Here is a 20065-nt window from a genome sequence, read left to right as displayed (position 1 = left end):
CATGGATGGCCCCTCTCGCCGTGCCCCTGGAGCAAGGATGGAGGGAGGGTAGTTTGGCGGAGCCAAACCCGGATGCAGGGGCAAGCCCTTTGGTTCCTTTTGGCGCTTGAGAAAGGGACTCGTCCGGGGGGACGAAACCAGAAGCATCCGCAAAACTCGGCAAGCAGCCCGGCTCAGGACGTTCTAGCAACACTTAACGCAGACATAGCCAATGAATTCGCAATGTCTACATGACGTGTTGCAAGCAGCTCCTACAAGGCTCTTGGACCTCTCGCAACGGCAAAGAATGAATTCGTCCCCCATAGAAAACCCACCAGCCAAACATGAAAAAACCCGCCAATTGGCGGGTTGTTTCATTGGGTCAAACCTCAGACGCGGAACGCGCCGATCAGTTGCTTGAGCTGCGCCACCTGGCCGGATAGCTCGCGGCTGGCCCGCTCGGTCTGGCTCGCACCGTCGGCAGTGCGCTCACCGGCATGGTTGATCTCGACGATGTTCTGGTCGATATCGTGGGCGACGGCGGTCTGCTGCTCAGCTGCGGCGGCAATCTGCTGGTTCTGGTCCACGATCATGCCCACCGCACCGAGGATGTTCTCCAGCGCCGCCTGCACCTTGCCAGACTGGCTGACCGTACCATCGGCCATCTGGTGGCTGGCGTTCATCGCCTTCACGGCAGCACCGACGCCCCCTTGCAGCTTGATGATCATCTGCTCGATTTCCTCGGTGGACTGCTGGGTCCGCTTGGCCAAGGTCCGGACTTCGTCGGCCACCACGGCAAAGCCGCGGCCTTGCTCACCGGCCCGGGCGGCTTCGATCGCCGCGTTAAGCGCCAGCAGGTTGGTCTGCTCGGCGATGCCCTTGATCACTTCCAGCACACGGCTGATCGAGGCGCTGTCGGAGGCCAGTTGGTTGATCACGCTCACCGACTGGTCGATCTCGCTGGCCAGGCGCTCGATGCTGCCCAGCTGGGACTCCACCAGGGCGCGGCCACTGACGGTTTCCTGATTCACGCTCTGCGCACTGTCCACTGCCGCAGCGGCGCTGCGCGCCACCTCCTGTGCGGTGGCCGACATCTCGTTCATGGCCGTGGCGACCTGTTCGATCTGGCTGCGCTGCCCGGCCACGGCCTGATTGCTTTCACCGGAGACCTGCTCCACGCGACCGGCCTGACGCTCGACCTCGGCCACGGTATGTCCCACCAACTCGATCAGGTCATGGATCTTCGCGACGGTGCCGTTGAACACCTGGCCCAGCTCGCCCAATTCATCGCGGCTTTCGGCGCGGAAGCTGACGGTCATGTCGCCCCCGGCGACCTGGTCCATCACCTTGCCCAGGCTCTTGAGCGTGGTACGCGTGGAGACGTAGAAGCCGCTATAGAGGTAGACGATGGCGAGGAACACCACCAGCAGGGCCACCACCAGCAGCACGGTCTGCACGCGCTTCTCGGCCAGGCGTTTTTCCAGCTCGGTCTTGAGGAAGGCCAGTGAGCCGTCGTTGAGCTGATAGGTCTTCTCCAGCGACGCCGTCACCTGGTCATAAAACTGCTGCCAGGGCGTGTCGAGGGTGTCGGCCATGATCACCTTGTCCTCGAACAGCGTGGCGCTCTGCTTGATGGTGTCGCGACTGGCGGCGGTCAGACTATCCAGCGCCTGGTGACCGCGCGGACTGCCGTCGAGGGCATCGGCGATCTTCAGGCCGTACTCGGCGTTGAGCTTGTCCAGGTCCAGCAGCAAGTCGTCCAGCTTGGTGCTGGCCGCCGAATTGAGGAAACCCTGGCCAAGCGAATAGGCGCCTATGGCGCGCCCCTTGCCGATGGCCATGGTCACTTGCGGAGTGGTAGAGGTGACCAGTTCGGTAATCTGGCGCACGTCGGCCTGGTCGTCCTGGCTCAGACCGGCCTGAGCGGCGACGAACTTGATGAAGACCTGAGCGTTGCCCAGCAGCTTCTCGATCATCGCGCTCTTGCTCTGCAGGGAGGTTTCGCCCTTGGCAGCCTGCAAGGCCGTGATCAATTCATCGCGTTTAGTGTTGAAAGCTTCGACCTGCTCAGCCTCGGACACCACCGGGGCCAGGCCCTGAAGGGTCGAGAGCAACTCCTGCTCAAGCGTGGTGACGCGCTTTTCCAGGTCTCCGGCCTGACCCGACTGACCGATCATCGAGTTGATCATGACCAGGTCGTTCAGACTCTCCAGGTTGCGGCGCACATTCAGGCTGGCACCCAACAGGTCGAGGCTCTGCAGTTCAGAGCGGGTACTGACGAATTGTCGGTAGGAGTCGCGCACCAGGTAGAAGTTGGTGATCAACATCGGCAGGAAGAACAGAACACTGATCAGACTGAACTTCATCCCGAAACTGAGGCGGTTCATCAGCGCGATGGCAGGATACAACAGGGTCTTCACGAGACGTCTCCTGTTCTCATTTATTGTTATGGGCGCGCTCTGATCGGCTGACAGGATTCGGCCAGGGCCTCGCAGCATCCCCACGCTGCTTGGCGATCACCGGGATCTGTCAGATGCTTCTGTGAGCAATGTCCGAAAATGCTGGCGCGCTCATCTGTGTACCCGATATCGGCTGGAGTTTCTGTAACTAAAGGTTAAGCAAGGCGGGACCCGCCCGACGGCAGCGCCGGGCGGGCGGTGAAGCAGAACTCAGAACAGCAGGGCCCAGACGGCAAAACCGGCGTACCACAGCACCGCAGCGCGAACCAGCAGTTGCCAGAGGGCATCCAGCGTCGCCACCCCGGCGTCACCCGTGGCGGGCTCCGGCAGCTCGGCAGCAGCGCGGCCGGCCAGCTCGATGTAGCGCTGGGCCGGGATCTCCCAGCTCAGCAGTTCGTGAAGCAGCACGCGGCTGACCCCGACGAAATTTCCCACCAGCGAGAAGCTGGCCGCCAGCACCCGTACCGGCAGCCAGTCGAAGGCGTGGCGAATCATCACCGCTTGCTCGCGCAGTGCCGGCGTGCCGGCATTCTCGGAAGCCAACGCGAGCAAGCGGTAGGCCAGTGCCGCCACCGGGCCGAGCAGCGCATACCAGAAGATCACCGCGAAGAAGCCCTGATAGGCCTGCCAGAGCTGATAGCCCTGCACCTGCTGCAGGAGATCGTCGCCCTCATCCGCCTCCAGGCCGAGGTCGCGTTCGGCGACGTGATAGGCACCCTGGGTATCGCCACGCCGCCAGGCATCGCGGAAGGGCCCCAGATCGGCCAGCACATCGCCGCGCCCCAGGCTGTAGATGATCACCAGCAAATGCACCGGCAGCGCCATCCAGCCATAGGCCAACGGCTCCAGCGCCAGCAGTACCAGCGCCAGGAGCACCAGGGGCAGCAGCACCAGCAACGCCAGGATCGCCCAGGGGCGCTCGCTCATGCGCGGGTTGGCTTCGGCCTTGGCCAGCTCCCGCAGCCAGAAGCCGTCCTGCTGGATATGCCGGCGCCAGGCGGAGAATTTCTCGATCCAGAGCACCAGCAACAACACCAGAAAATACATGGGTCCCTCCTCGTTCTATCGTGCGAGCGCGCCACGCAGGCGCGCCCAATCGAATGCAGGCCCGGGATCGGTCTTGCGCCCCGGGGCGATATCGCTATGACCGCAGATGCGCTCCAGCGTGATGGCCGGATAGGCAATACGCAGCTGTTCCACCAATGCGATCAGCGCAGCGTACTGAGGTTCCGTGAACGGCAGATCATCGGTGCCTTCCAGTTCGACCCCCAGGGAGAAGTCATTGCAATTCTCCCGCCCCTCGAACAGGGAAACGCCCGCGTGCCACGCGCGCTCATTGCAAGAAACGAACTGGGTGACGGCGCCATTGCGCTCGATGAGGAAATGCGCGGATACCCGGAGGTCGCGGATGCCCTCGAAGTAGGGATGCTCGTCGGGGTCCAGGCGGTTCTGGAAGAACGCCTGCACCTTCCCCGTACCGAACTGAGCGGGCGGCAGGCTGATGTTGTGGATCACCAGCAGGGAAACTTCCCCCTGCGGGCGGTTATTGAAGTTGGGCGATGGGCAGTGGCTGATGCCCTGGCACCAACCGGATGCGGGGTCCAGCTGCATGTCGGCTCCTTGGTCTGCCGCCCACTTTAGGCGCAGTGGAGCCATTTTAGCGAGTGGCGCAACAGGGAGCGGAATTGCCTCTGCCTTGAATTTGCAGGATGGGTGGAACGGAGTGATACCCATCGTCCACAAGCGATGGGTATCGCAGGCTCCACCCATCCTACTGAAACGTGCTGTCGAGCTCAGGCGCCCTTGAGACGGCGCAGGTTGCCGATCACCGATTCCAGCGCGCGATCGAACAGCAGGGCATCGTCCAGCAGGCGGATCGCATTGCGGCGGAACTCCACGGCCAGGCCCATGCGGGTCTTTTCCAGCACTTTCATGCCGGTGCGGTTGACGAAGATGTACTTGCCCGTGGGCTTGATCAGCGCCGCCAGCTTGCAGCGCAGCTTGTGCTCGTCGTCTTCCTGGAACTCGACCCAGCTCCCCACGCGAAGGTTGTCGACAAAGCCAAGGGCCTCATCGTCATCCGCCAGGGCAACTTCTGGCTCCTGTACCTGCGACTCGCCGGGCACGACCAGGACGATTTCTTCCACGACCGCCACCATGGCCGGCGCAGACTCATCTTCCGGCTCGGCGTCGTCCGGCAGGTCAAGCGACAGCGGCGGCGACTCCAGACCGTCGTCAGCAACCACGTCCACCGGCTCAGGCCTGCGGAATCGCTGGAAGGCCTGAACGTGCAGGGCTTCGAGTTGGCTGAAGAATTCGCTGGTGGAGAAGGGATCGAACGCGGCGCTGGCCAGGCCATCGCGCAGCGACTTGAGTAGCCCCGGCACCAGCTCCAGCAAGCGCGCCCGGGCCTCCGGCGCATCGTGGGACTCCACGCTCCAGATCAGGTCGTCCATGGTTTGCAGGGCGGATTGCCATTCGGCCGACTCAACCCCGTGCTTGAGGCAGCCGAGCAGCAGCACCTTGCTCCAGGCTTCCTGCAGCAGGCGCACCACCACTTCCGGCAGGGTGCGGCCCAGCAGACGCTGGTTGAGCGCGTCTTCCACCTGCCTGCGAGCCAGTTCGGCCTTGGCGCGGCCTTCTTCGGCATCACGCGTGCGCTGCTCCAGCAACTCGCTGCGGCGCCGCTCGTCGCCGGCATAGGCCAGGAACTCGGCGAGCAGCTCCGAGAAAATCGCCGGGTCGTCGACGAAATCGTTCAGCAGGCGTTGCACTACCTGCTCGATGCGATGGTAGAGACTGTCGCGCTGGGCTTCGTCCTGTTCTACCCAACCGAGGGCGGCAGAAGCGATTTCGTTGAGCAGGCGGCGAGCCGGGTGGCTGCCACGGCTAAAGAAGGTCTTGTCCAGCAGGGCGACCTTGAGCATTGGAATCTGCATGCGGCCGATGAGGGCCTTGAGCGAATCCGGCAGGGTGCGGTCGTCGAGGATGAACTCGAAGAGCATGGACACGAGGTTGATGACGTCATCGTCGACCTGTCCGACCACCCGCGCCCGACCGCTGCGGGCGCTGGCGCGAGTGAGCAGTTGGTCGAGGCTCATCCGCAGGTCGTAGTCATCGTTGTGCTGCTGCGGCAGGTGCTGCTGCAGATGCGACAACAGGCGCATCAGGTCGAGGCTGCTGACCGGGACCGCATCGGCGGGATGCTCCCGGCGCGGCAATGCCGTGCCGCGTACCTGCGACAGCAAATCCTGGAGCACGCCAAAGATTTCCTGCACGCCCTCTTCGGTCACCTGGCCACCGCCAGCCGCGTTACCGGGCTGGGCTGGGCGCCCCGTGGCGCTGGATCGCTCCGCCTGGCGCCGCGCCGGTGCCGAGCGCAGGTCCGGGAGCACGCCGGCGGTGACCAGAAGCTGGTTGGCTTCGGCGTAGATCTGGTCCAGCTCGGTGAGGACGTACTTCTCGAACAGCTTGAGGATGATCAGCTTGACCTTGATCTCCACCCCGAGGCTACGGCAGGCATCGAGGAAGGCCTCGCAGAGCGGGCGCGGCCCCAGCGGGTTGGTTTTGTCTTCGATCTTCTTGCTGACAAGGGTGTTGAAACGCGCAGTGAGATGGCCGAGGGCGATGCCGTCGTGACTCATCACCTTGGCAACCATGGCGTCCAGCGCCACGGCTTCCTCGAGTTCGTCATTCTGCACCAGGGAGAGGCTGTCGAAAGACACTGCACCCAGCTGCGGCGCCTTGCCTGCCTCATATTGATTGAGCGAAGAGAACGACTCGAAGACCTTCTGCAGGAAGGTCCGCTCGATGCTCTTGCGCTTCAGCCGCAGGTCGCGCATCGCCTCGAAGAAGGCATTCTGCTCGGCATTGCTGGTGGCGCGGTCCGCCATCTCGAAGAGGGTGTCGTCCGCATTGTCGAACAGCGCCTGAAGCGTCTGCTTCAACTGCAAGGCGACTTTGTCGCGCACCTGGATCAAGGCCACGGGCAGCCTTCCTACCGGCGAGGTTGGCGATTGCTGGGTGGCCCCCTTGTTCAGCGGCACCACCTTAGCGTCGGTCTGCATCACGAGCCTCCCGCAGGCCGCGCCCTTGCAAAGGGCCTATCGGTCCGCAAATCGATCATGGGGAGTCATCCATAACGTCAATCAAATGGCGTCAAAAATAGAAATTTCCGAAGTCATTATATGGATGATGCTGTGACAACCAAGCGGAGATTTCCTACAGACATGAATCAAGTCACAGATGCAGGGATTTCGACCGACCGACGCACAACGATCCACTCCTGAGTATCTAGCAGAAAGCGTAAGACCGTTGTTCATCGGCACTGCGCCGGTCGTCGGCAGCCTTTATAATCGCCGCCATCCTGCCTGCGGAGCCCACCATGCCCAACCTTCTCCTCGCTGACCTCACCGCTGAAATCGAGGCCAACGTACGCACCGCCCTCCAGGAAGACATCGGCAGCGGCGACATCACCGCCCAGCTCATTCCCGAAGACCGTCAGGCCCGCGCCACCGTGATTACCCGCGAAGCCGCCATCATCAGCGGCACCGCTTGGGTGAACGAGGTGTTCCGCCAGCTCGACCCACGCGTGAAGGTGGAGTGGCAGGTGCAGGACGGCCAGCACGCCGACGCCAACCAAGCCCTCTTCCACCTCGAAGGCCCGGCCCGCGCCCTGCTCAGCGGCGAGCGCAGCGCCCTGAACTTCCTCCAGTGCCTGTCGGCCGTCGCCACCCGCGTCGGCCACTATGTGGAACTGGTCAAGGGCACCCAAGTGAAGCTCCTCGACACCCGCAAGACCCTGCCCGGCCTGCGCCTGGCACAGAAATACGCCGTGACCTGCGGCGGCGGCCACAACCACCGCATCGGCCTGTACGACGCCTTCCTCATCAAGGAAAACCACATCGCAGCCTCCGGCGGCATCGCCCAGGCCATCCAGGCCGCCCACCGCATCGCCCCCGGCAAGCCGGTGGAAGTGGAAGTGGAAAGCCTGGACGAACTCCAGCAAGCACTGGATGCCGGCGCCGACATCATCATGCTCGACGAACTCAGCCTCGACGACATGCGCACCGCCGTCACCCTCACCAACGGCCGCGCCAAGCTCGAAGCCTCCGGCGGCATCAACGAAACCACCCTGCGCACCATCGCCGAGACGGGCGTCGACTACATCTCCATCGGCACCCTGACCAAAGACGTCAAGGCCATCGACCTGTCGATGCGGCTGAGCCTCTAAATCCCACCTCGCCGAACCCCGGGCGTTGCCATGCGTCCCGGGCAAGGCTATGGTGCGGCCGTCCTGGCAAATTCCAGGACCGGGTTTGGCGACCCGAAACGCAAAAGGCGCACAAGCGCCGACCATCCGATTGCCGGCGCTTTTTTGTGCCGGCAACGTCGTGTCATGGCGGCTGTGCGCGGGAGACCGAATGGTCTGCCGGGTTCCTTTTGCCCCGGTTCGCCAACCTGCGCACAGCTGCCACCCATTCGTTTGGCGACGATTCGTGGCAGCTCCCAAGCAAAAGGAGCTTTGACCATGCACATCCGCACACCCGCAAGGAATGCACGCCCCCAGGCAGCCACCATTACCCCGGACCCGAGAACCGCCGGAGGTGGGCTATGAACAACGTCGCCCGCATTGCCGACCTCCAGGGCGACCGCCTACTGACGGCCAGCTACGCCCTCAACACCATCGCCGACCTGCTGGGCTGCGACGGCCTCGAACACCACCTGAGCGACAAGGACCTGAAAGGCCTGCACCACGCCGTCAAGACCATCTCGGACCTGATGAAGTGCTCGGCCATGGACCTGTACAACGTTGCCGAAAAAGTGGGCAGAAAAGACTGAGAAACGAGCGGCCCGCCGCCACGCAGCGAGCTAAACCCCGAAAAAGCAAAAAGCCCCGCAGAACCTGCGGGGCTTTTTGTTTGGATCATGGTGCCGGTAAGAGGAATCGAACCCCCGACCTTCTCATTACGAATGAGCTGCTCTACCGACTGAGCTACACCGGCAAACTAATTTAATCACTCTAACTCAAGAAAGCCTTGCGCCCAGAATCTTGGGAAAAGGACCGGGCTGTAGTATTGAGTAAAATAACTCTCATTTCCAGCCAACGTAGGATAGTCTCTGAGGGCGACGTATACAAGAGCAGAACTTGCAACAAAAAAACATGCGAATAGAGCAAATAACCAGGGATTTCCAACTGGTCTTTCCCGCTCACTGATAGGAAGCAATCCCCATAACCAGCCAGCAAGGACGACAAAAACAGTTTGACTATATGGCATCACCAGAACGCCATCAACCATTGAGTATACCAGTGCAGCCAATACCCCTCCGGCAATACATAGCCTCAAGGCATCCCTCCCCTCAACTGAGGTGCGCCGCTGACGCATCATATTAGCGATTTGGACTCCAACTGCCAACATATATCCGCCAACCAACAATGCGACAGGAACTCCCCATTCACACGCCCACTGAAGAATAGACTGATGAGGATGAGCGCCAATGAAGTTCAACTCGCTGGCAAATCCCATTGGCCCAACACCGATGAAGGGATGAGAGGCTATCATCTGCATCGCCTCACTCCACAACACATCCCTTGCTGACAGGCTCGTGGTCAACCTGGAAACGATCGAATTTTCAACTGCGCCATCTCCTCCACCCGAAAGCGAAACTAGCACTAGCCAGTAACCCAGCCCTCCAAACGCGACACCAGCCATTTGCCACCCCGCCCATAGCCACCCGAACTTACCGAATGCAAGAGAGAAGAAAATGGTCACACCTAGTGCCATCCATGCGCCGCGAGCACCAGTCACTAAAAGAATCATCCATAGACCGCACAAAACGAAGAAAGCAAATAATGAGAGTGCTCTTGTACGGCTAAATATTAGAGGATATGCAACCACTGGAATTGCCAGGGCGAGAAACTGAGCATAGAACCTAGGGTTCGAAAACCCATCCAGGAGCAACCATAGATTCGGAAGGCCAGCATTTCCTGAAATTGCAGCGAGCCAAGCACTAAAAAACTGCACCACCTTGGCAAGACACAAAAATAAAACAAAATGAACAAGGTGATTGTCTGCGACATCGCCAACTTGCAACCTTAAGGCTCTTGCCATAAGGAAAAGCGAAAACAGCATAGCGTACTGGGCAACCTCGACCATGCCCCACATACCAACGCCATTAATTGAAGACGAGACAACCCCAACGAAGATAACCGAAAAAGCCAGCGCCAAAACTCGCCCGCCGGATCTCCGCACTTCCTCTCGAAATAAAAACATCAGAGCAAAACATGACAGCAGGGAAAGTAGCACCTGACATATTCTCTGCCAGTTATGCCACAGAAGGTCCTCCGGCCCCCAAACTGGCATGACAAACATGATCAAAAGAAACAGCGCAGATATCACTTGTAGCCCAGCGCGCATAAACCCACCCCAGCAAATAAAAAGCCGCCTGGCTTGCACCAGACGGCTCCGACCCAAGGGTAAAACCTACAGAATTAGGTACCTACGCCAGTACGAGCACGACCGCAAGTGCCTCCGTTGTTGGTCATGGCCCAAGAGATGTTTCCAACGTTATTTGTGGGAGTCATCGTTACGGTGCAGTTGCCGGCAGTGGCATCACCAGCGATCACGATGGCTGCACTAGTACCAGTCAGAGTTACAGTACCAAACTTCGCGACCGGCGCAGTAGTAGTCGGCCAAAATCCGGCAGTGTTCAGTTTCGTCAGCGTATCGCAAAGAGTAAGATCACCACTGTTGTTTTGCGAGCACTCTGCAACAGCGGTTTTCAATGCACCTACAGCTGCCAGGTTATCCGACCAGCGGGAGCGGGTCACGTAGTCCTGATACTGCGGAATAGCAATCGCTGCCAGAATACCAATGATCGCAACCACGATCATCAACTCAATCAGAGTGAAGCCTTTCTGAGCCTTCATTTATTCGTCCTCAATAGTTGTAGGCCAATCGACCTATCCCCACTCAAGCACACTGCGTGCCAACAGCCAAACAGATTCACACCCTTTCGCCTACGCACTTGCAAGAACCGTTTATCTCGGCGTCGTTGCAAGGTTTTGCCAGCAGAGCTCGACAGAAACTGCCTTTTTTTGTCACACCCCCTCGTACTGATTGGACGCCCTTGCCATCTGGGTTATAAGGCAGGATCAAACCCATGGACCGACGCTTGTCATGACCGAGAACGTCCCCAGCCTTTCCGGCCTGGCCAAACAACTGGTATTGACCAACCTCCTTGATGAGCGGAGCGCCCTGCAGGCCCATACACAGGCGCAGCGCAACAAGATTCCGCTGATCACCTACCTGGTTCAGAACAAGCTGCTGAAAAGCCGCGACCTGGCAGAGATGGCAGCGGAACAGTTCGGAGTAGCCTTTCTCGATCTGTCCAGTATTGATAGAGAGTCCCAGCCGAAGGAACTGGTCAGCGAAAAGCTGATTCGCCAGCACCGCGCCCTCCCCCTCTGGCGCCGTGGTAACAAGCTGTTCGTCGCCATCTCCGACCCGACGAACCACCAGGCCGTTACCGATATCCAGTTCAGTACCGGCCTGAACACCGAGGCCATCCTGGTCGAGGATGACAAGCTGGGCGATGCCATCGAGAAGTTCTTCGACTCTGCCAACAGCGGCATGGAGGACCTTGGGGACGTCGACCTGGATGGTGTGGATGTCGAGGCGGTCGACGACGACAAGAAGGACAGCCCCGGCGGCGTGGATGCCGACGATGCCCCGGTGGTGCGCTTCGTCAACAAGATGCTGCTGGACGCGATCCGCGGCGGCTCTTCTGACCTGCACTTCGAGCCCTACGAGCGCTCTTATCGCGTGCGCTTCCGTACTGACGGCATGCTGCATGAGGTGGCGAAGCCGCCGATCCAGTTGGCCAGCCGTATTTCCGCGCGCCTGAAGGTGATGGCCGCGCTGGATATTTCCGAGCGCCGCAAGCCCCAGGACGGGCGGATCAAGATGAAGATTTCCAAGACGAAATCCATCGACTTCCGGGTCAACACCCTGCCCACGCTCTGGGGCGAGAAGATCGTGATGCGGATTCTCGACCCCACCAGTGCGCAAATGGGTATCGATGCCCTGGGGTACGAGGAGGAGCAGAAAGAACTGTACATGTCGGCTCTGAAGCAACCGCAGGGCATGATTCTGGTGACCGGCCCCACCGGTTCGGGCAAGACGGTATCGCTCTACACCGGCATCAATATCCTCAACACCGTGGATATCAATATTTCCACCGCAGAGGACCCCGTCGAGATCAACCTTGAGGGAGTCAACCAGGTCAACGTCAACCCCAAGCAGGGCATGGACTTCGCCCAGGCACTGCGCGCCTTCCTGCGCCAGGACCCGGACGTGATCATGGTCGGCGAGATCCGCGACCTGGAAACCGCCGAGATTGCCATCAAGGCCGCCCAGACCGGCCACATGGTGTTGTCGACCCTGCACACCAACAGCGCGGCGGAAACCCTGACCCGCCTGCGCAATATGGGCGTGCCAGCCTTCAACATCGCCACCTCGGTCAACCTGATCATCGCCCAGCGCCTGGCACGCAAATTGTGTAGCCATTGCATGAAGGAAGTGGACGTGCCGCGTGAAGTGCTGGTCAAGGAAGGCTTCCCCGAAGCCAGGATCGGCAGCTTCAAGCTGTATGGCCCGGTCGGCTGCGAGAATTGCAACCTGGGCTACAAGGGCCGAGTGGGTATTTATGAAGTGGTTAAAATCACGCAGGCCATGCAGCAGCTTATTATGGAAGAAGGCAACTCCATCCAGATCGCCCAGCAGGCGCGCCGCGATGGCTTCAATGACCTGCGAACCTCCGGCCTGGTAAAAGCCATGAATGGCATTACCAGCCTCGAGGAAGTCAACCGCGTGACCAAGGATTAACCATGGCGGAAAAAACGCTGAAAACAAGTACCTTCGCGTGGGAGGGTACAGATAAGAAAGGCTCCAAGGTCAAAGGCGAGATTTCTGGACAGAACCCAGCATTGGTAAAGGCACAGTTACGCAAGCAGGGCATCAACCCAACCAAGGTTCGAAAGAAGTCTGCTTCTCTGCTAAGCGCCGGGAAGAAAATCAAGCCGCTGGACATTGCTCTATTCACCCGCCAGTTAGCCACCATGATGAAAGCCGGCGTTCCCCTCATGCAGTCCTTCGACATCATCGGCGAAGGTTTCGAAAAGCCAGCAATGCGCACACTGGTAAATGAGGTGAAGCAGGAGGTTTCGGCAGGCAATACCTTGGCAAACTCTCTCAGGAAAAAACCGGAATATTTCGACGAGCTTTATTGCAACCTTGTGGACTCGGGCGAGCAGGCTGGTGCACTGGAAACCCTGCTGGACCGTATCGCCACCTACAAGGAAAAGACCGAGGCCCTGAAAGCCAAGATCAAAAAGGCGATGAACTACCCGATCGCGGTTATCGTTGTCGCGATCATCGTTTCATCAATTCTACTGATAAAGGTGGTCCCTCAATTCCAGACCGTATTCTCGAACTTTGGCGCTGACCTTCCAGCCTTTACTGTCATGGTGATCAACCTCTCCGAACTCCTTCAGGAATGGTGGTTCGTCGTTCTAGCTGCCCTTTTCATAGCTGGCTTTGCAATCCAGAGCGCTCACAAGAGATCCGAAAAATTCCGCGACTGGCTTGATCACACCGTGCTCAAGATACCGGTACTCGGCGACATTCTTTACAAGTCCGCCGTGGCGCGCTTTGCCCGCACCTTGGCAACGACCTTTGCTGCCGGCGTACCGCTGGTCGACGCACTGGATTCAGTTGCCGGCGCCAGTGGCAACGTCGTATTCAAAAACGCAGTAATGAAAGTGAAGTCCGATGTCTCGACTGGCATGCAGCTGAACTTTTCCATGCGTACAACTGGTGTCTTCCCGGCCATGGCCGTGCAAATGACCGCCATTGGTGAGGAGTCCGGCGCCCTGGATGAGATGCTCGACAAGGTCGCCAGCTTCTACGAAGCCGAAGTGGATAACGCCGTCGACGGCCTGACCGCCCTGATGGAGCCCATGATTATGGCGGTTCTCGGCGTGTTGGTCGGCGGCCTGATCATTGCTATGTATCTACCTATCTTCCAGTTGGGCAGCGTCGTCTAAACCATGCAATTGATCGACTTTCTGGCCAGCCACGCGCTGGCCTTTGTTTTCTGCGCCCTGCTGCTTGGTCTGTTGCTGGGCAGCTTCCTCAACGTAGTGATCCACCGTCTGCCGCAGATGATGCTGCGCGATTGGCAGGAGCAGGCCCGCGAAGCACTGAGCCTGCCGGCCGAGCCAAAGGGGCCGGTGTTCAACCTGATCCTGCCGAATTCCCGCTGCCCGCAGTGCAGCCATGAAATCCGCGCTTGGGAAAACATCCCGCTGGTGAGTTACCTGGCGCTGGGCGGTAAGTGTTCTTCCTGCAAGGCACCGATCAGCAAGCGCTACCCACTGGTGGAGCTGGCATGCGGTCTGCTGTCGGCCTATGTGGCCTGGCATTTCGGTTTCAGTTGGCAGGCCGGCGCCTTCCTGGTGCTGACCTGGGGCCTGCTGGCGATGAGCATGATCGACGTCGACCACCAGTTGCTGCCGGATGTGCTGGTCCTGCCGTTGCTGTGGCTGGGTCTGATCCTGAATAGCCAGGGCCTGTTCACCAGCCTGGAGGATGCACTCTGGGGCGCGGTGGCTGGCTATATGAGCCTGTGGTCGGTGTATTGGCTGTTCAAGCTGGTGACCGGCAAGGAGGGCATGGGCCACGGCGACTTCAAGTTGCTGGCAATGCTTGGCGCCTGGGGTGGCTGGCAGGTGTTGCCGCTGACCATCCTGCTGTCGTCCCTGGTGGGGGCTGTGCTGGGCTTGATCATGCTGCGCTTGCGCAACCAGGACACCGCCACGCCTATCCCCTTCGGTCCCTATCTGGCGATTGCCGGCTGGATTGCACTGCTCTGGGGTGATCAAATAACGGCGACCTATTTGCAGTTCGCCGGTTTCAAATGAACAAACCCTGGATTCTTGGCCTTACGGGCGGCATCGGTAGCGGTAAAAGCGCCGTCGCTGCCCACTTCACCGAGCTTGGTGTGCATCTGGTGGATGCCGACCAAGCTGCGCGCTGGGTCGTGGAGCCCGGCCGCCCTGCCCTGGCGAAGATCGCCGAGCATTTCGGCAGCGACGTGCTGCAGGCCGACGGTCAATTGGATCGCGCCGCACTGCGCCAACGCATCTTCGAGAACGCAGACGAGCGCCGCTGGCTGGAAAGCCTGCTGCATCCGCTGATCGGCCAGGAAATCAGCCAATACCTGGCGAGCGCCGAGTCCCCTTACGCCATTCTCGTCTCGCCGTTGCTGGTCGAGTCCGGCCAGCATCGCCTTACTCAGCGCGTGCTGCTGGTCGATGCGCCGGAGATCACGCAGGTTCAGCGCACCATGCAACGCGACAAGGTGCCCGAAGCGCAGGTGCAAGCCATATTGAGGGTACAGGCCAGCCGTGAAGAACGGCTGAAGCATGCCCATGACGTGCTGCTCAACGACCGCGACCTGAACTGGCTGCGCGCCGAAGTGGAGCGTCTGCATAACTTCTACCTGACCCTGCGAGGAGGCCAGCCATGAGCCAACCCGTCACTGTGGAATGCCCGACTTGCGGCGCTCCGGTGGAATGGGGCCCGCAAAGCCCGTCACGTCCTTTCTGTTCCGAACGCTGCAAGCTGATCGACCTGGGGGCCTGGGCTGCCGAAGAACACGCGATTCCCGGCGACAACACGGAAGACGAGCTCTTCTCCGGCGACCTGCCGCCGCGGGAGCACTGAATCAGCAGTGCGTAGGATGGCGTTGAGCGAAGCGAAACCCATCGGTTCCATGCCAGGGGGTCGCTGCTCTCGTGGATTGCTAGATCCAACACCCGGCTCATACCTCGCTCGTTGGTCTTCGCTACGCGCTGCGCCAACCTACGCAACGCGCGTGCCCTGCCCACTCAAGGCCGCATGAAGCCGTAGTCGCGCTCCGGGTCGAGGTTGTCCGCCAGGAAGGTCAGCTCCTGAGCCAGATCATCTGCCGGGCGCAGCATTGCACTGCGCTCGACGACTGCACTCAACAGGGCGCGCAGTGCCAACTCGTCGCTGAAACCGTCGCGCTTTGCTGCCTCCAGGCTCTGCTGCAGGGCGGTTCTTGCCCAGTCGTGAATCCCCATGTCGTCTGCCCCTCATGCTGGTGGATGGAAACGCTATGCCTGCGTTAGCTGTTGCGAGAGATTGACCATCGGGCCAAGAGCCTTGTAGGCGCTGGCTTGCCAGCGAAACGCCGCCATTCGCTGGCAAGCCAGCTCCTACGGGCAATGCAGCTGCCTACAACACGTCATGCAGACAGAGCCGATGGAAAAGCGCCCTCCACGCTACGAAACCGGGCGGCATGAGTTACTTGACGCAAATCAGGTGTTAGCTGGGGATAAGGCGGGCGAATCCCGGGGGATCAACGCGGCGTGTCGTCGTCCTTCCAGGGCGCCTGGAGGTAACGGGTGCGGTTGAAGGTCTCCAGCCAATCCGGGCAGAACACCACCAAGGCAGTCACGGCCGTGCCGTTGATAAAGGCTTCAGGGAACATCACCAGCCAGAGATAGCCGATGAAATCCTCCAGCCAGGGCGGCATGGGAAAGACACCGTCCATCCACAGCAGGCCCAGCCCGACCAGCACGCAGAGCAGTGCCGCCAGGGCCGCCGGAAAGAATCCACAGCAGAAGATGTACACGAACAGGTTGCGGGGCTGGTAGTGCTCGACCCATTTCGCGCACAGCTCCGTGACCAGCACGGGCAGCAGCACCAGCATGGCGCCGTTGACACCGAGCGCGGCCAGGTCCTGCTTGCCCAGCATCAATAGCGCCACCTGTGCAGCCAGGCCGCTCAGTACCGCCAGGGGCCAATCCAGCAGCAGGGTTACGGCGGTCATTCCGATGAAGTGATAGGACACTCCCGAGTCGAAGTCCCGCCGCATCAGCCAGAGCAGGAAGACCACCAGCACGGTGCCGAACAGCAGGTGTTGCCGGCGGGAATCGCTGAACAGCTCGACCCAGGGTGCGCGCCATATCGCCCAGGCGACGACCGGCAGGTAGATGGCCCAACCAAGCGCAAGGGTTTCCGTGGACAGGAGTTCAGCGGCAATCACGGCGCCAGCGACTCCAGGGCGGCACGCAGCGCCGCGGCATCACTGAATTCCTTTTGCTCCGTGAGCGTGCCGTGATCCAGCCGCAGCCAGAGCACGCGGGATGCTTTGCCCGGATAGCGACTGGCGACGCGGGATTCACGGTCCAGCAATACGCGATAGTTGTAGTCGCGCATGGCGGGCACGGCGAACATCGAAGAGACCAGCGACGGCATTCGGCTGATATCGGCCACGAACACCGTATGGCGGGCTTCGAGATAGCCCTTGGGCTGGCCTTCGAGAGCGGCCTTGACCAGCTTGTTGCCATCCATGTCGCGGACGACCAGCAGCACCTGCAATCCATCTTCCAGGCTGTACGGCTGGTCGTATTGGTCCAGCAAGGTCCAGGGCGACAGTCGCTCACCCACTTCCAAGGCATGGCTGAAGGTAGCCAGCAGGCAAAGCATCAAGCCAAGGCAGATCCGCATCGAATCAGTCTCCAGTGGTCGAGTAAACCCGAATGTCCTCTCGCTCCGACCAGCCCCGCTGCATGTGCCAGAACGCCAGCGCCTCAGGCGCATCCTCCAGGACGAACACGTGGGACTTGCGGATACCCAGAATTACCAGGCGTCGCAGTGCCTCCTGCAGCAAGGCCCGAGCCCAGCCCTTGCCGCGAAAAGGCCCGTCGACCACCAGGTGCTGCAGGTAGCCACGGCGTCCGTCATGCCCTACCAAAAGGCTACCGGCTACTCGACCATGATCGTCTTCGAGCAGTAGGCAGAGATCGGGATTGCGCTGCAGATACGCGCAAAAGGGCTCCAGCTCATCCTCCGCGCGCAATCGGATTCCCGGCGTGCGGCGCCACAGATCGAGCAGGGCGGAATGGTCGGCGGCAGTGATGGGGCGAATGCGCATCGTGGACTCCCGGTAGGTCTTGAAAGTTTACACCGCGCCAGCATCAAGCAACCTGCGCGCATTTGTCGCCACAGCCGCTCCGCTGGCGCTTCGGGGGTACCCAGAGCCCTGGCCGGAAGGCTAAGCTGCGGAACATGAACGAGTCCGACTACCTGCGCCTGCTGACGCGGCAGGCCGAGCAAGCCAACGACTTTCTGTCGAATGCGCGCAAGTGGGAGCGCGAGCGCTGGGTCTGCCAGCGGCTCCTGCAGGCGCTCAACCTGCCCTATCGACTCGACGAGTTCAGTACCAGCCAGGAACCGCCGGACGTGCAGTTCCGCGAAGCCAACTTCGAGGTGTTCTTCGTGCTGGACGAGGGGCGCCGCCTCAACGAGGAATGGCGCGCCGAACTGGAACGGCGGCGCAGCGCGTTCTCCCTGGCGCAACTGGTGCGCCGGGAAAGTCGCCCAAAGCGCATCGCCGCCGCCGAGCTCCAGGCACGCCTGGCGCCAACCCTGCGCAAGAAAGCGCGCAATTATGATGAGCGGGGCCTCGACTTGGGCGAGCTCGACCTGCTGGCCTTCGTCAACCTCAAGCGCGCCACACCTGATTTCAACAGTCCGTTTCCACCTCCCACCGAATACTTGCGCCAGGGGTGGCGCTCGCTGTCGCTGGTGGGGTCGAATTTCGCACGGGTGCTCTTCGCCCATGGCGACGCACCGGACTTCCTGCGCAGCAACCTCGGCCGGACCATTCTTTTCGACGTAGGAGTCGGTCTTTGACCGACTCCGCGCAAATTTCCCCCGCCGCGCGTTGAGCCCCTGTGAATTCGCCGGCTAGAATGCCCACCACTACAAAGTCGAGGCCCCCATGCCCAGCCGCCTGACGCCCGAAGACCAGCAAAAGGTCGACCAGTACCTGAACCTCCCCCAGCACCAGGTGGAACGCCAGCCGTTCCGCCCGTGGCGCCTGCTGGGGATTGTGCTGGCCATCGTCGTCGTGCTGGGCCTCCTCAGCCGCCTCCTGAGCCGACTGGTGCTATGAGCTGCCTCCTGCGCTCGCCCTCGGCGACAAAGAATTCCTATAGCCTTGCGAGACCTTCCCATGTCCCATCGTATCGTGATCGTCGGCGGCGGCGCCGGCGGCCTGGAGCTTGCTACCCGTCTGGGTAGAACCCTCGGCAAGAAAGGCCTTGCCAAGATCGTCCTGGCCGATGCCAACCTCACCCATATCTGGAAACCCCTGCTTCATGAAGTGGCGGCCGGCTCGCTGAACTCCACCGAGAACGAGCTGAACTATGTCGCCCAGGCCAAGTGGAACCACTTCGAGTTCCAGCTCGGCCGCATGAGCGGGCTGGACCGCAAGCGCAAGGTCATCCAGCTGGCTGCCACCCATGATGAAGATGGGCGCGAGCTGGTGCCTGCCCGCGAACTGGACTACGACAGCCTGGTCATTGCGGTCGGCAGCACCACCAACGACTTCGGCACCGAAGGCGCGGCCCAACACTGCATCTTCCTCGACACCCGCGAGCAGGCCGAGCGCTTCCACCGCAAGCTGCTCAGCCACTATCTGCGCGCCCACGCCCAGCAGAACGCCAACGACCAGATCAGCGTGGCCATCGTCGGTGCCGGCGCGACTGGCGTCGAACTCGCCGCGGAGTTGCACCACGCCGCTCACGAGCTGGCCGCCTACGGCCTGGATCGTATCCAGCCGGAAAACATGCGCATCACGCTGATCGAGGCCGGCCCTCGCGTGCTGCCAGCCCTGCCGGAACGCATCAGCGCGCCGGTACATCACACATTGGAGAAACTCGGCGTCACGGTGATGACCGGCGCTGCGGTCAAAGAAGTCACGGCCGATGGCTTGAGGACCGCCCAGGGCGAAAACATTCCGGCCAGCCTCAAGGTCTGGGCCGCAGGCATCCGCGCCCCCGCGTTCCTGAAGGACCTCGATGGACTGGAAAGCAACCGCATCAACCAGTTGGTGGTACGCCCGACTCTTCAGACCACCCGCGATGACGACATCTTCGCCTTCGGCGACTGCGCCGCCTGCCCCATGGGAGACGGCACCGAGCGCAATGTGCCGCCGCGCGCGCAGGCTGCGCACCAGCAAGCCTCACTGTTGGTGAAGTCGTTCAAGCTGCGCCTGCAAGGCCAGCCGCTGCCGGACTATCAGTACAAGGACTATGGCTCGCTGATTTCGCTATCGAGCTTCAGCGCGGTGGGCAATCTCATGGGTAACCTGATGGGCAGCGTGAAGCTGGAAGGCTGGTTGGCGCGGATGTTCTACATCTCGCTCTACCGCATGCACCAGATGGCCCTGTACGGCGCCTTCCGCACCGGTCTGCTGATGCTTAGCGACCGCATCGGCCGGAGCACGGACCCGCGCCTGAAATTGCACTGACCGGGGTTCGGCCAGGAGGGAATCCGCAAGCCGGATTCCCTCTTCCCCTCAAAACTGCTGCGACCCGAGAAATCGAGGCAAACAAAAAAGCGGCAAGGCTTTCGCCTTACCGCTTCTTCGGACCTACCGAGAGGTCTTGTATGGTGGGTCGTGTAGGATTCGAACCTACGACCAATTGGTTAAAAGCCAACTGCTCTACCGACTGAGCTAACGACCCA

General features: G+C 60.9%; 20 protein-coding genes and 2 tRNA genes. 10 read left to right on the top strand and 12 right to left on the bottom strand.

Annotation, left to right across the window (positions count from 1 at the left end; translation table 11 throughout):
• Positions 1 to 368: 368 nt before the first annotated feature.
• The 4 genes from E8F20_RS17550 to E8F20_RS17535 form a co-directional block, all read right to left on the bottom strand.
• A complete protein-coding gene (locus E8F20_RS17550; protein ID WP_280284858.1) occupies positions 369 to 2399 on the bottom strand; it encodes a methyl-accepting chemotaxis protein in 2031 nt (676 codons plus the stop codon).
• Between the two features lie 249 nt (positions 2400 to 2648).
• Positions 2649 to 3485 carry a regulatory signaling modulator protein AmpE gene (gene ampE / locus E8F20_RS17545; protein WP_280284857.1) on the bottom strand — a complete coding sequence of 279 codons (837 nt, stop codon included), beginning with the start codon at positions 3483 to 3485 and terminating at the stop codon, positions 2649 to 2651.
• Between the two features lie 15 nt (positions 3486 to 3500).
• Positions 3501 to 4049, bottom strand: coding sequence for a 1,6-anhydro-N-acetylmuramyl-L-alanine amidase AmpD (ampD, locus tag E8F20_RS17540; protein ID WP_280284856.1), 549 nt, complete (start codon positions 4047 to 4049; stop codon positions 3501 to 3503).
• Between the two features lie 182 nt (positions 4050 to 4231).
• On the bottom strand, positions 4232 to 6505 hold the full coding sequence (locus E8F20_RS17535; RefSeq protein ID WP_280284855.1) for a DUF1631 domain-containing protein: 2274 nt from the start codon (positions 6503 to 6505) through the stop codon (positions 4232 to 4234).
• A 317-nt stretch (positions 6506 to 6822) separates the two neighbouring features.
• Here E8F20_RS17535 and nadC point away from each other — a divergent pair, with 317 nt between their 5' ends.
• Both nadC and E8F20_RS17525 read left to right on the top strand, forming a co-directional pair.
• A complete protein-coding gene (gene nadC, locus E8F20_RS17530; RefSeq protein ID WP_280284854.1) occupies positions 6823 to 7671 on the top strand; it encodes a carboxylating nicotinate-nucleotide diphosphorylase in 849 nt (282 codons plus the stop codon).
• Between the two features lie 380 nt (positions 7672 to 8051).
• Positions 8052 to 8279, top strand: coding sequence for a hypothetical protein (locus E8F20_RS17525; RefSeq protein WP_280284853.1), 228 nt, complete (start codon positions 8052 to 8054; stop codon positions 8277 to 8279).
• Positions 8280 to 8367: 88 nt separating this feature from the next.
• Here E8F20_RS17525 and E8F20_RS17520 read toward each other — a convergent pair.
• From E8F20_RS17520 to E8F20_RS17510, 3 genes are all read right to left on the bottom strand, one after another.
• Positions 8368 to 8443: transfer RNA gene (locus E8F20_RS17520), tRNA-Thr, on the bottom strand.
• Positions 8444 to 8455: 12 nt separating this feature from the next.
• On the bottom strand, positions 8456 to 9895 hold the full coding sequence (locus E8F20_RS17515; protein ID WP_280284851.1) for an O-antigen ligase family protein: 1440 nt from the start codon (positions 9893 to 9895) through the stop codon (positions 8456 to 8458).
• A gap of 35 nt (positions 9896 to 9930) precedes the next feature.
• A complete protein-coding gene (locus tag E8F20_RS17510; RefSeq protein ID WP_280284850.1) occupies positions 9931 to 10368 on the bottom strand; it encodes a prepilin-type N-terminal cleavage/methylation domain-containing protein in 438 nt (145 codons plus the stop codon).
• 250 nt (positions 10369 to 10618) lie between these two features.
• Between E8F20_RS17510 and pilB the strand changes: the two genes are divergently transcribed.
• The 5 genes from pilB to yacG are packed head-to-tail and all read left to right on the top strand — an operon-like array spanning position 10619 to position 15226.
• Positions 10619 to 12325 carry a type IV-A pilus assembly ATPase PilB gene (gene pilB, locus E8F20_RS17505; RefSeq protein WP_280284849.1) on the top strand — a complete coding sequence of 569 codons (1707 nt, stop codon included), beginning with the start codon at positions 10619 to 10621 and terminating at the stop codon, positions 12323 to 12325.
• A gap of 2 nt (positions 12326 to 12327) precedes the next feature.
• Positions 12328 to 13545 (top strand): type II secretion system F family protein, encoded by a 1218-nt coding sequence (locus E8F20_RS17500; protein ID WP_280284848.1) that lies wholly within the window; start codon positions 12328 to 12330, stop codon positions 13543 to 13545.
• Between the two features lie 3 nt (positions 13546 to 13548).
• A complete protein-coding gene (locus E8F20_RS17495) occupies positions 13549 to 14421 on the top strand; it encodes an A24 family peptidase (RefSeq protein ID WP_280284847.1) in 873 nt (290 codons plus the stop codon).
• Positions 14418 to 15029: a dephospho-CoA kinase gene (gene coaE / locus E8F20_RS17490; RefSeq protein WP_280284846.1), complete on the top strand. Its 612-nt coding sequence runs from the start codon at positions 14418 to 14420 to the stop codon at positions 15027 to 15029. The genes E8F20_RS17495 and coaE overlap by 4 nt, the downstream gene beginning before the upstream one ends.
• Entirely contained in the window at positions 15026 to 15226 is a 201-nt protein-coding gene (yacG, locus tag E8F20_RS17485) for a DNA gyrase inhibitor YacG (RefSeq protein WP_120652963.1), read from the top strand. The genes coaE and yacG overlap by 4 nt, the downstream gene beginning before the upstream one ends.
• Positions 15227 to 15390: 164 nt before the next feature.
• On the opposite strand, the gene E8F20_RS17480 is transcribed toward yacG, so the two are convergent.
• From E8F20_RS17480 to E8F20_RS17465, 4 genes are all read right to left on the bottom strand, one after another.
• The gene (locus E8F20_RS17480; RefSeq protein ID WP_280284845.1) at positions 15391 to 15606 is read right to left on the bottom strand and encodes a hypothetical protein; all 216 of its coding nucleotides are present in this window, start codon (positions 15604 to 15606) and stop codon (positions 15391 to 15393) included.
• Positions 15607 to 15884: 278 nt separating this feature from the next.
• Positions 15885 to 16574 (bottom strand): energy-coupling factor ABC transporter permease, encoded by a 690-nt coding sequence (locus tag E8F20_RS17475; protein WP_028630349.1) that lies wholly within the window; start codon positions 16572 to 16574, stop codon positions 15885 to 15887.
• A complete protein-coding gene (locus E8F20_RS17470; protein WP_280284844.1) occupies positions 16571 to 17038 on the bottom strand; it encodes an FAD/FMN-containing dehydrogenase in 468 nt (155 codons plus the stop codon). Before E8F20_RS17470 ends, E8F20_RS17475 begins: the two co-directional genes overlap by 4 nt.
• 4 nt (positions 17039 to 17042) lie before the next feature.
• Positions 17043 to 17465: a GNAT family N-acetyltransferase gene (locus E8F20_RS17465; RefSeq protein ID WP_280284843.1), complete on the bottom strand. Its 423-nt coding sequence runs from the start codon at positions 17463 to 17465 to the stop codon at positions 17043 to 17045.
• A 134-nt stretch (positions 17466 to 17599) separates the two neighbouring features.
• On the opposite strand from E8F20_RS17465, the gene E8F20_RS17460 reads away from it, so the two are divergent.
• The 3 genes from E8F20_RS17460 to E8F20_RS17450 all read left to right on the top strand — a co-directional run bounded on the left by E8F20_RS17460 (position 17600) and on the right by E8F20_RS17450 (position 19847).
• Positions 17600 to 18226, top strand: coding sequence for a DUF1780 domain-containing protein (locus E8F20_RS17460; RefSeq protein ID WP_280284842.1), 627 nt, complete (start codon positions 17600 to 17602; stop codon positions 18224 to 18226).
• 88 nt (positions 18227 to 18314) lie between these two features.
• On the top strand, positions 18315 to 18488 hold the full coding sequence (locus E8F20_RS17455; protein WP_280284841.1) for a DUF3094 family protein: 174 nt from the start codon (positions 18315 to 18317) through the stop codon (positions 18486 to 18488).
• Between the two features lie 60 nt (positions 18489 to 18548).
• A complete protein-coding gene (locus tag E8F20_RS17450; RefSeq protein WP_137821069.1) occupies positions 18549 to 19847 on the top strand; it encodes an NAD(P)/FAD-dependent oxidoreductase in 1299 nt (432 codons plus the stop codon).
• A 141-nt stretch (positions 19848 to 19988) separates the two neighbouring features.
• On the opposite strand, the gene E8F20_RS17445 is transcribed toward E8F20_RS17450, so the two are convergent.
• Positions 19989 to 20064 (bottom strand) — tRNA-Lys (locus E8F20_RS17445).
• Position 20065 lies beyond the last annotated feature (1 nt).

The sequence above is a fragment of the Pseudomonas sp. BN415 genome, assembly GCF_029871195.1.
GTDB lineage: Bacteria > Pseudomonadota > Gammaproteobacteria > Pseudomonadales > Pseudomonadaceae > Metapseudomonas > Metapseudomonas resinovorans.
This window is presented reverse-complemented; position numbering and strand designations above follow the sequence as displayed.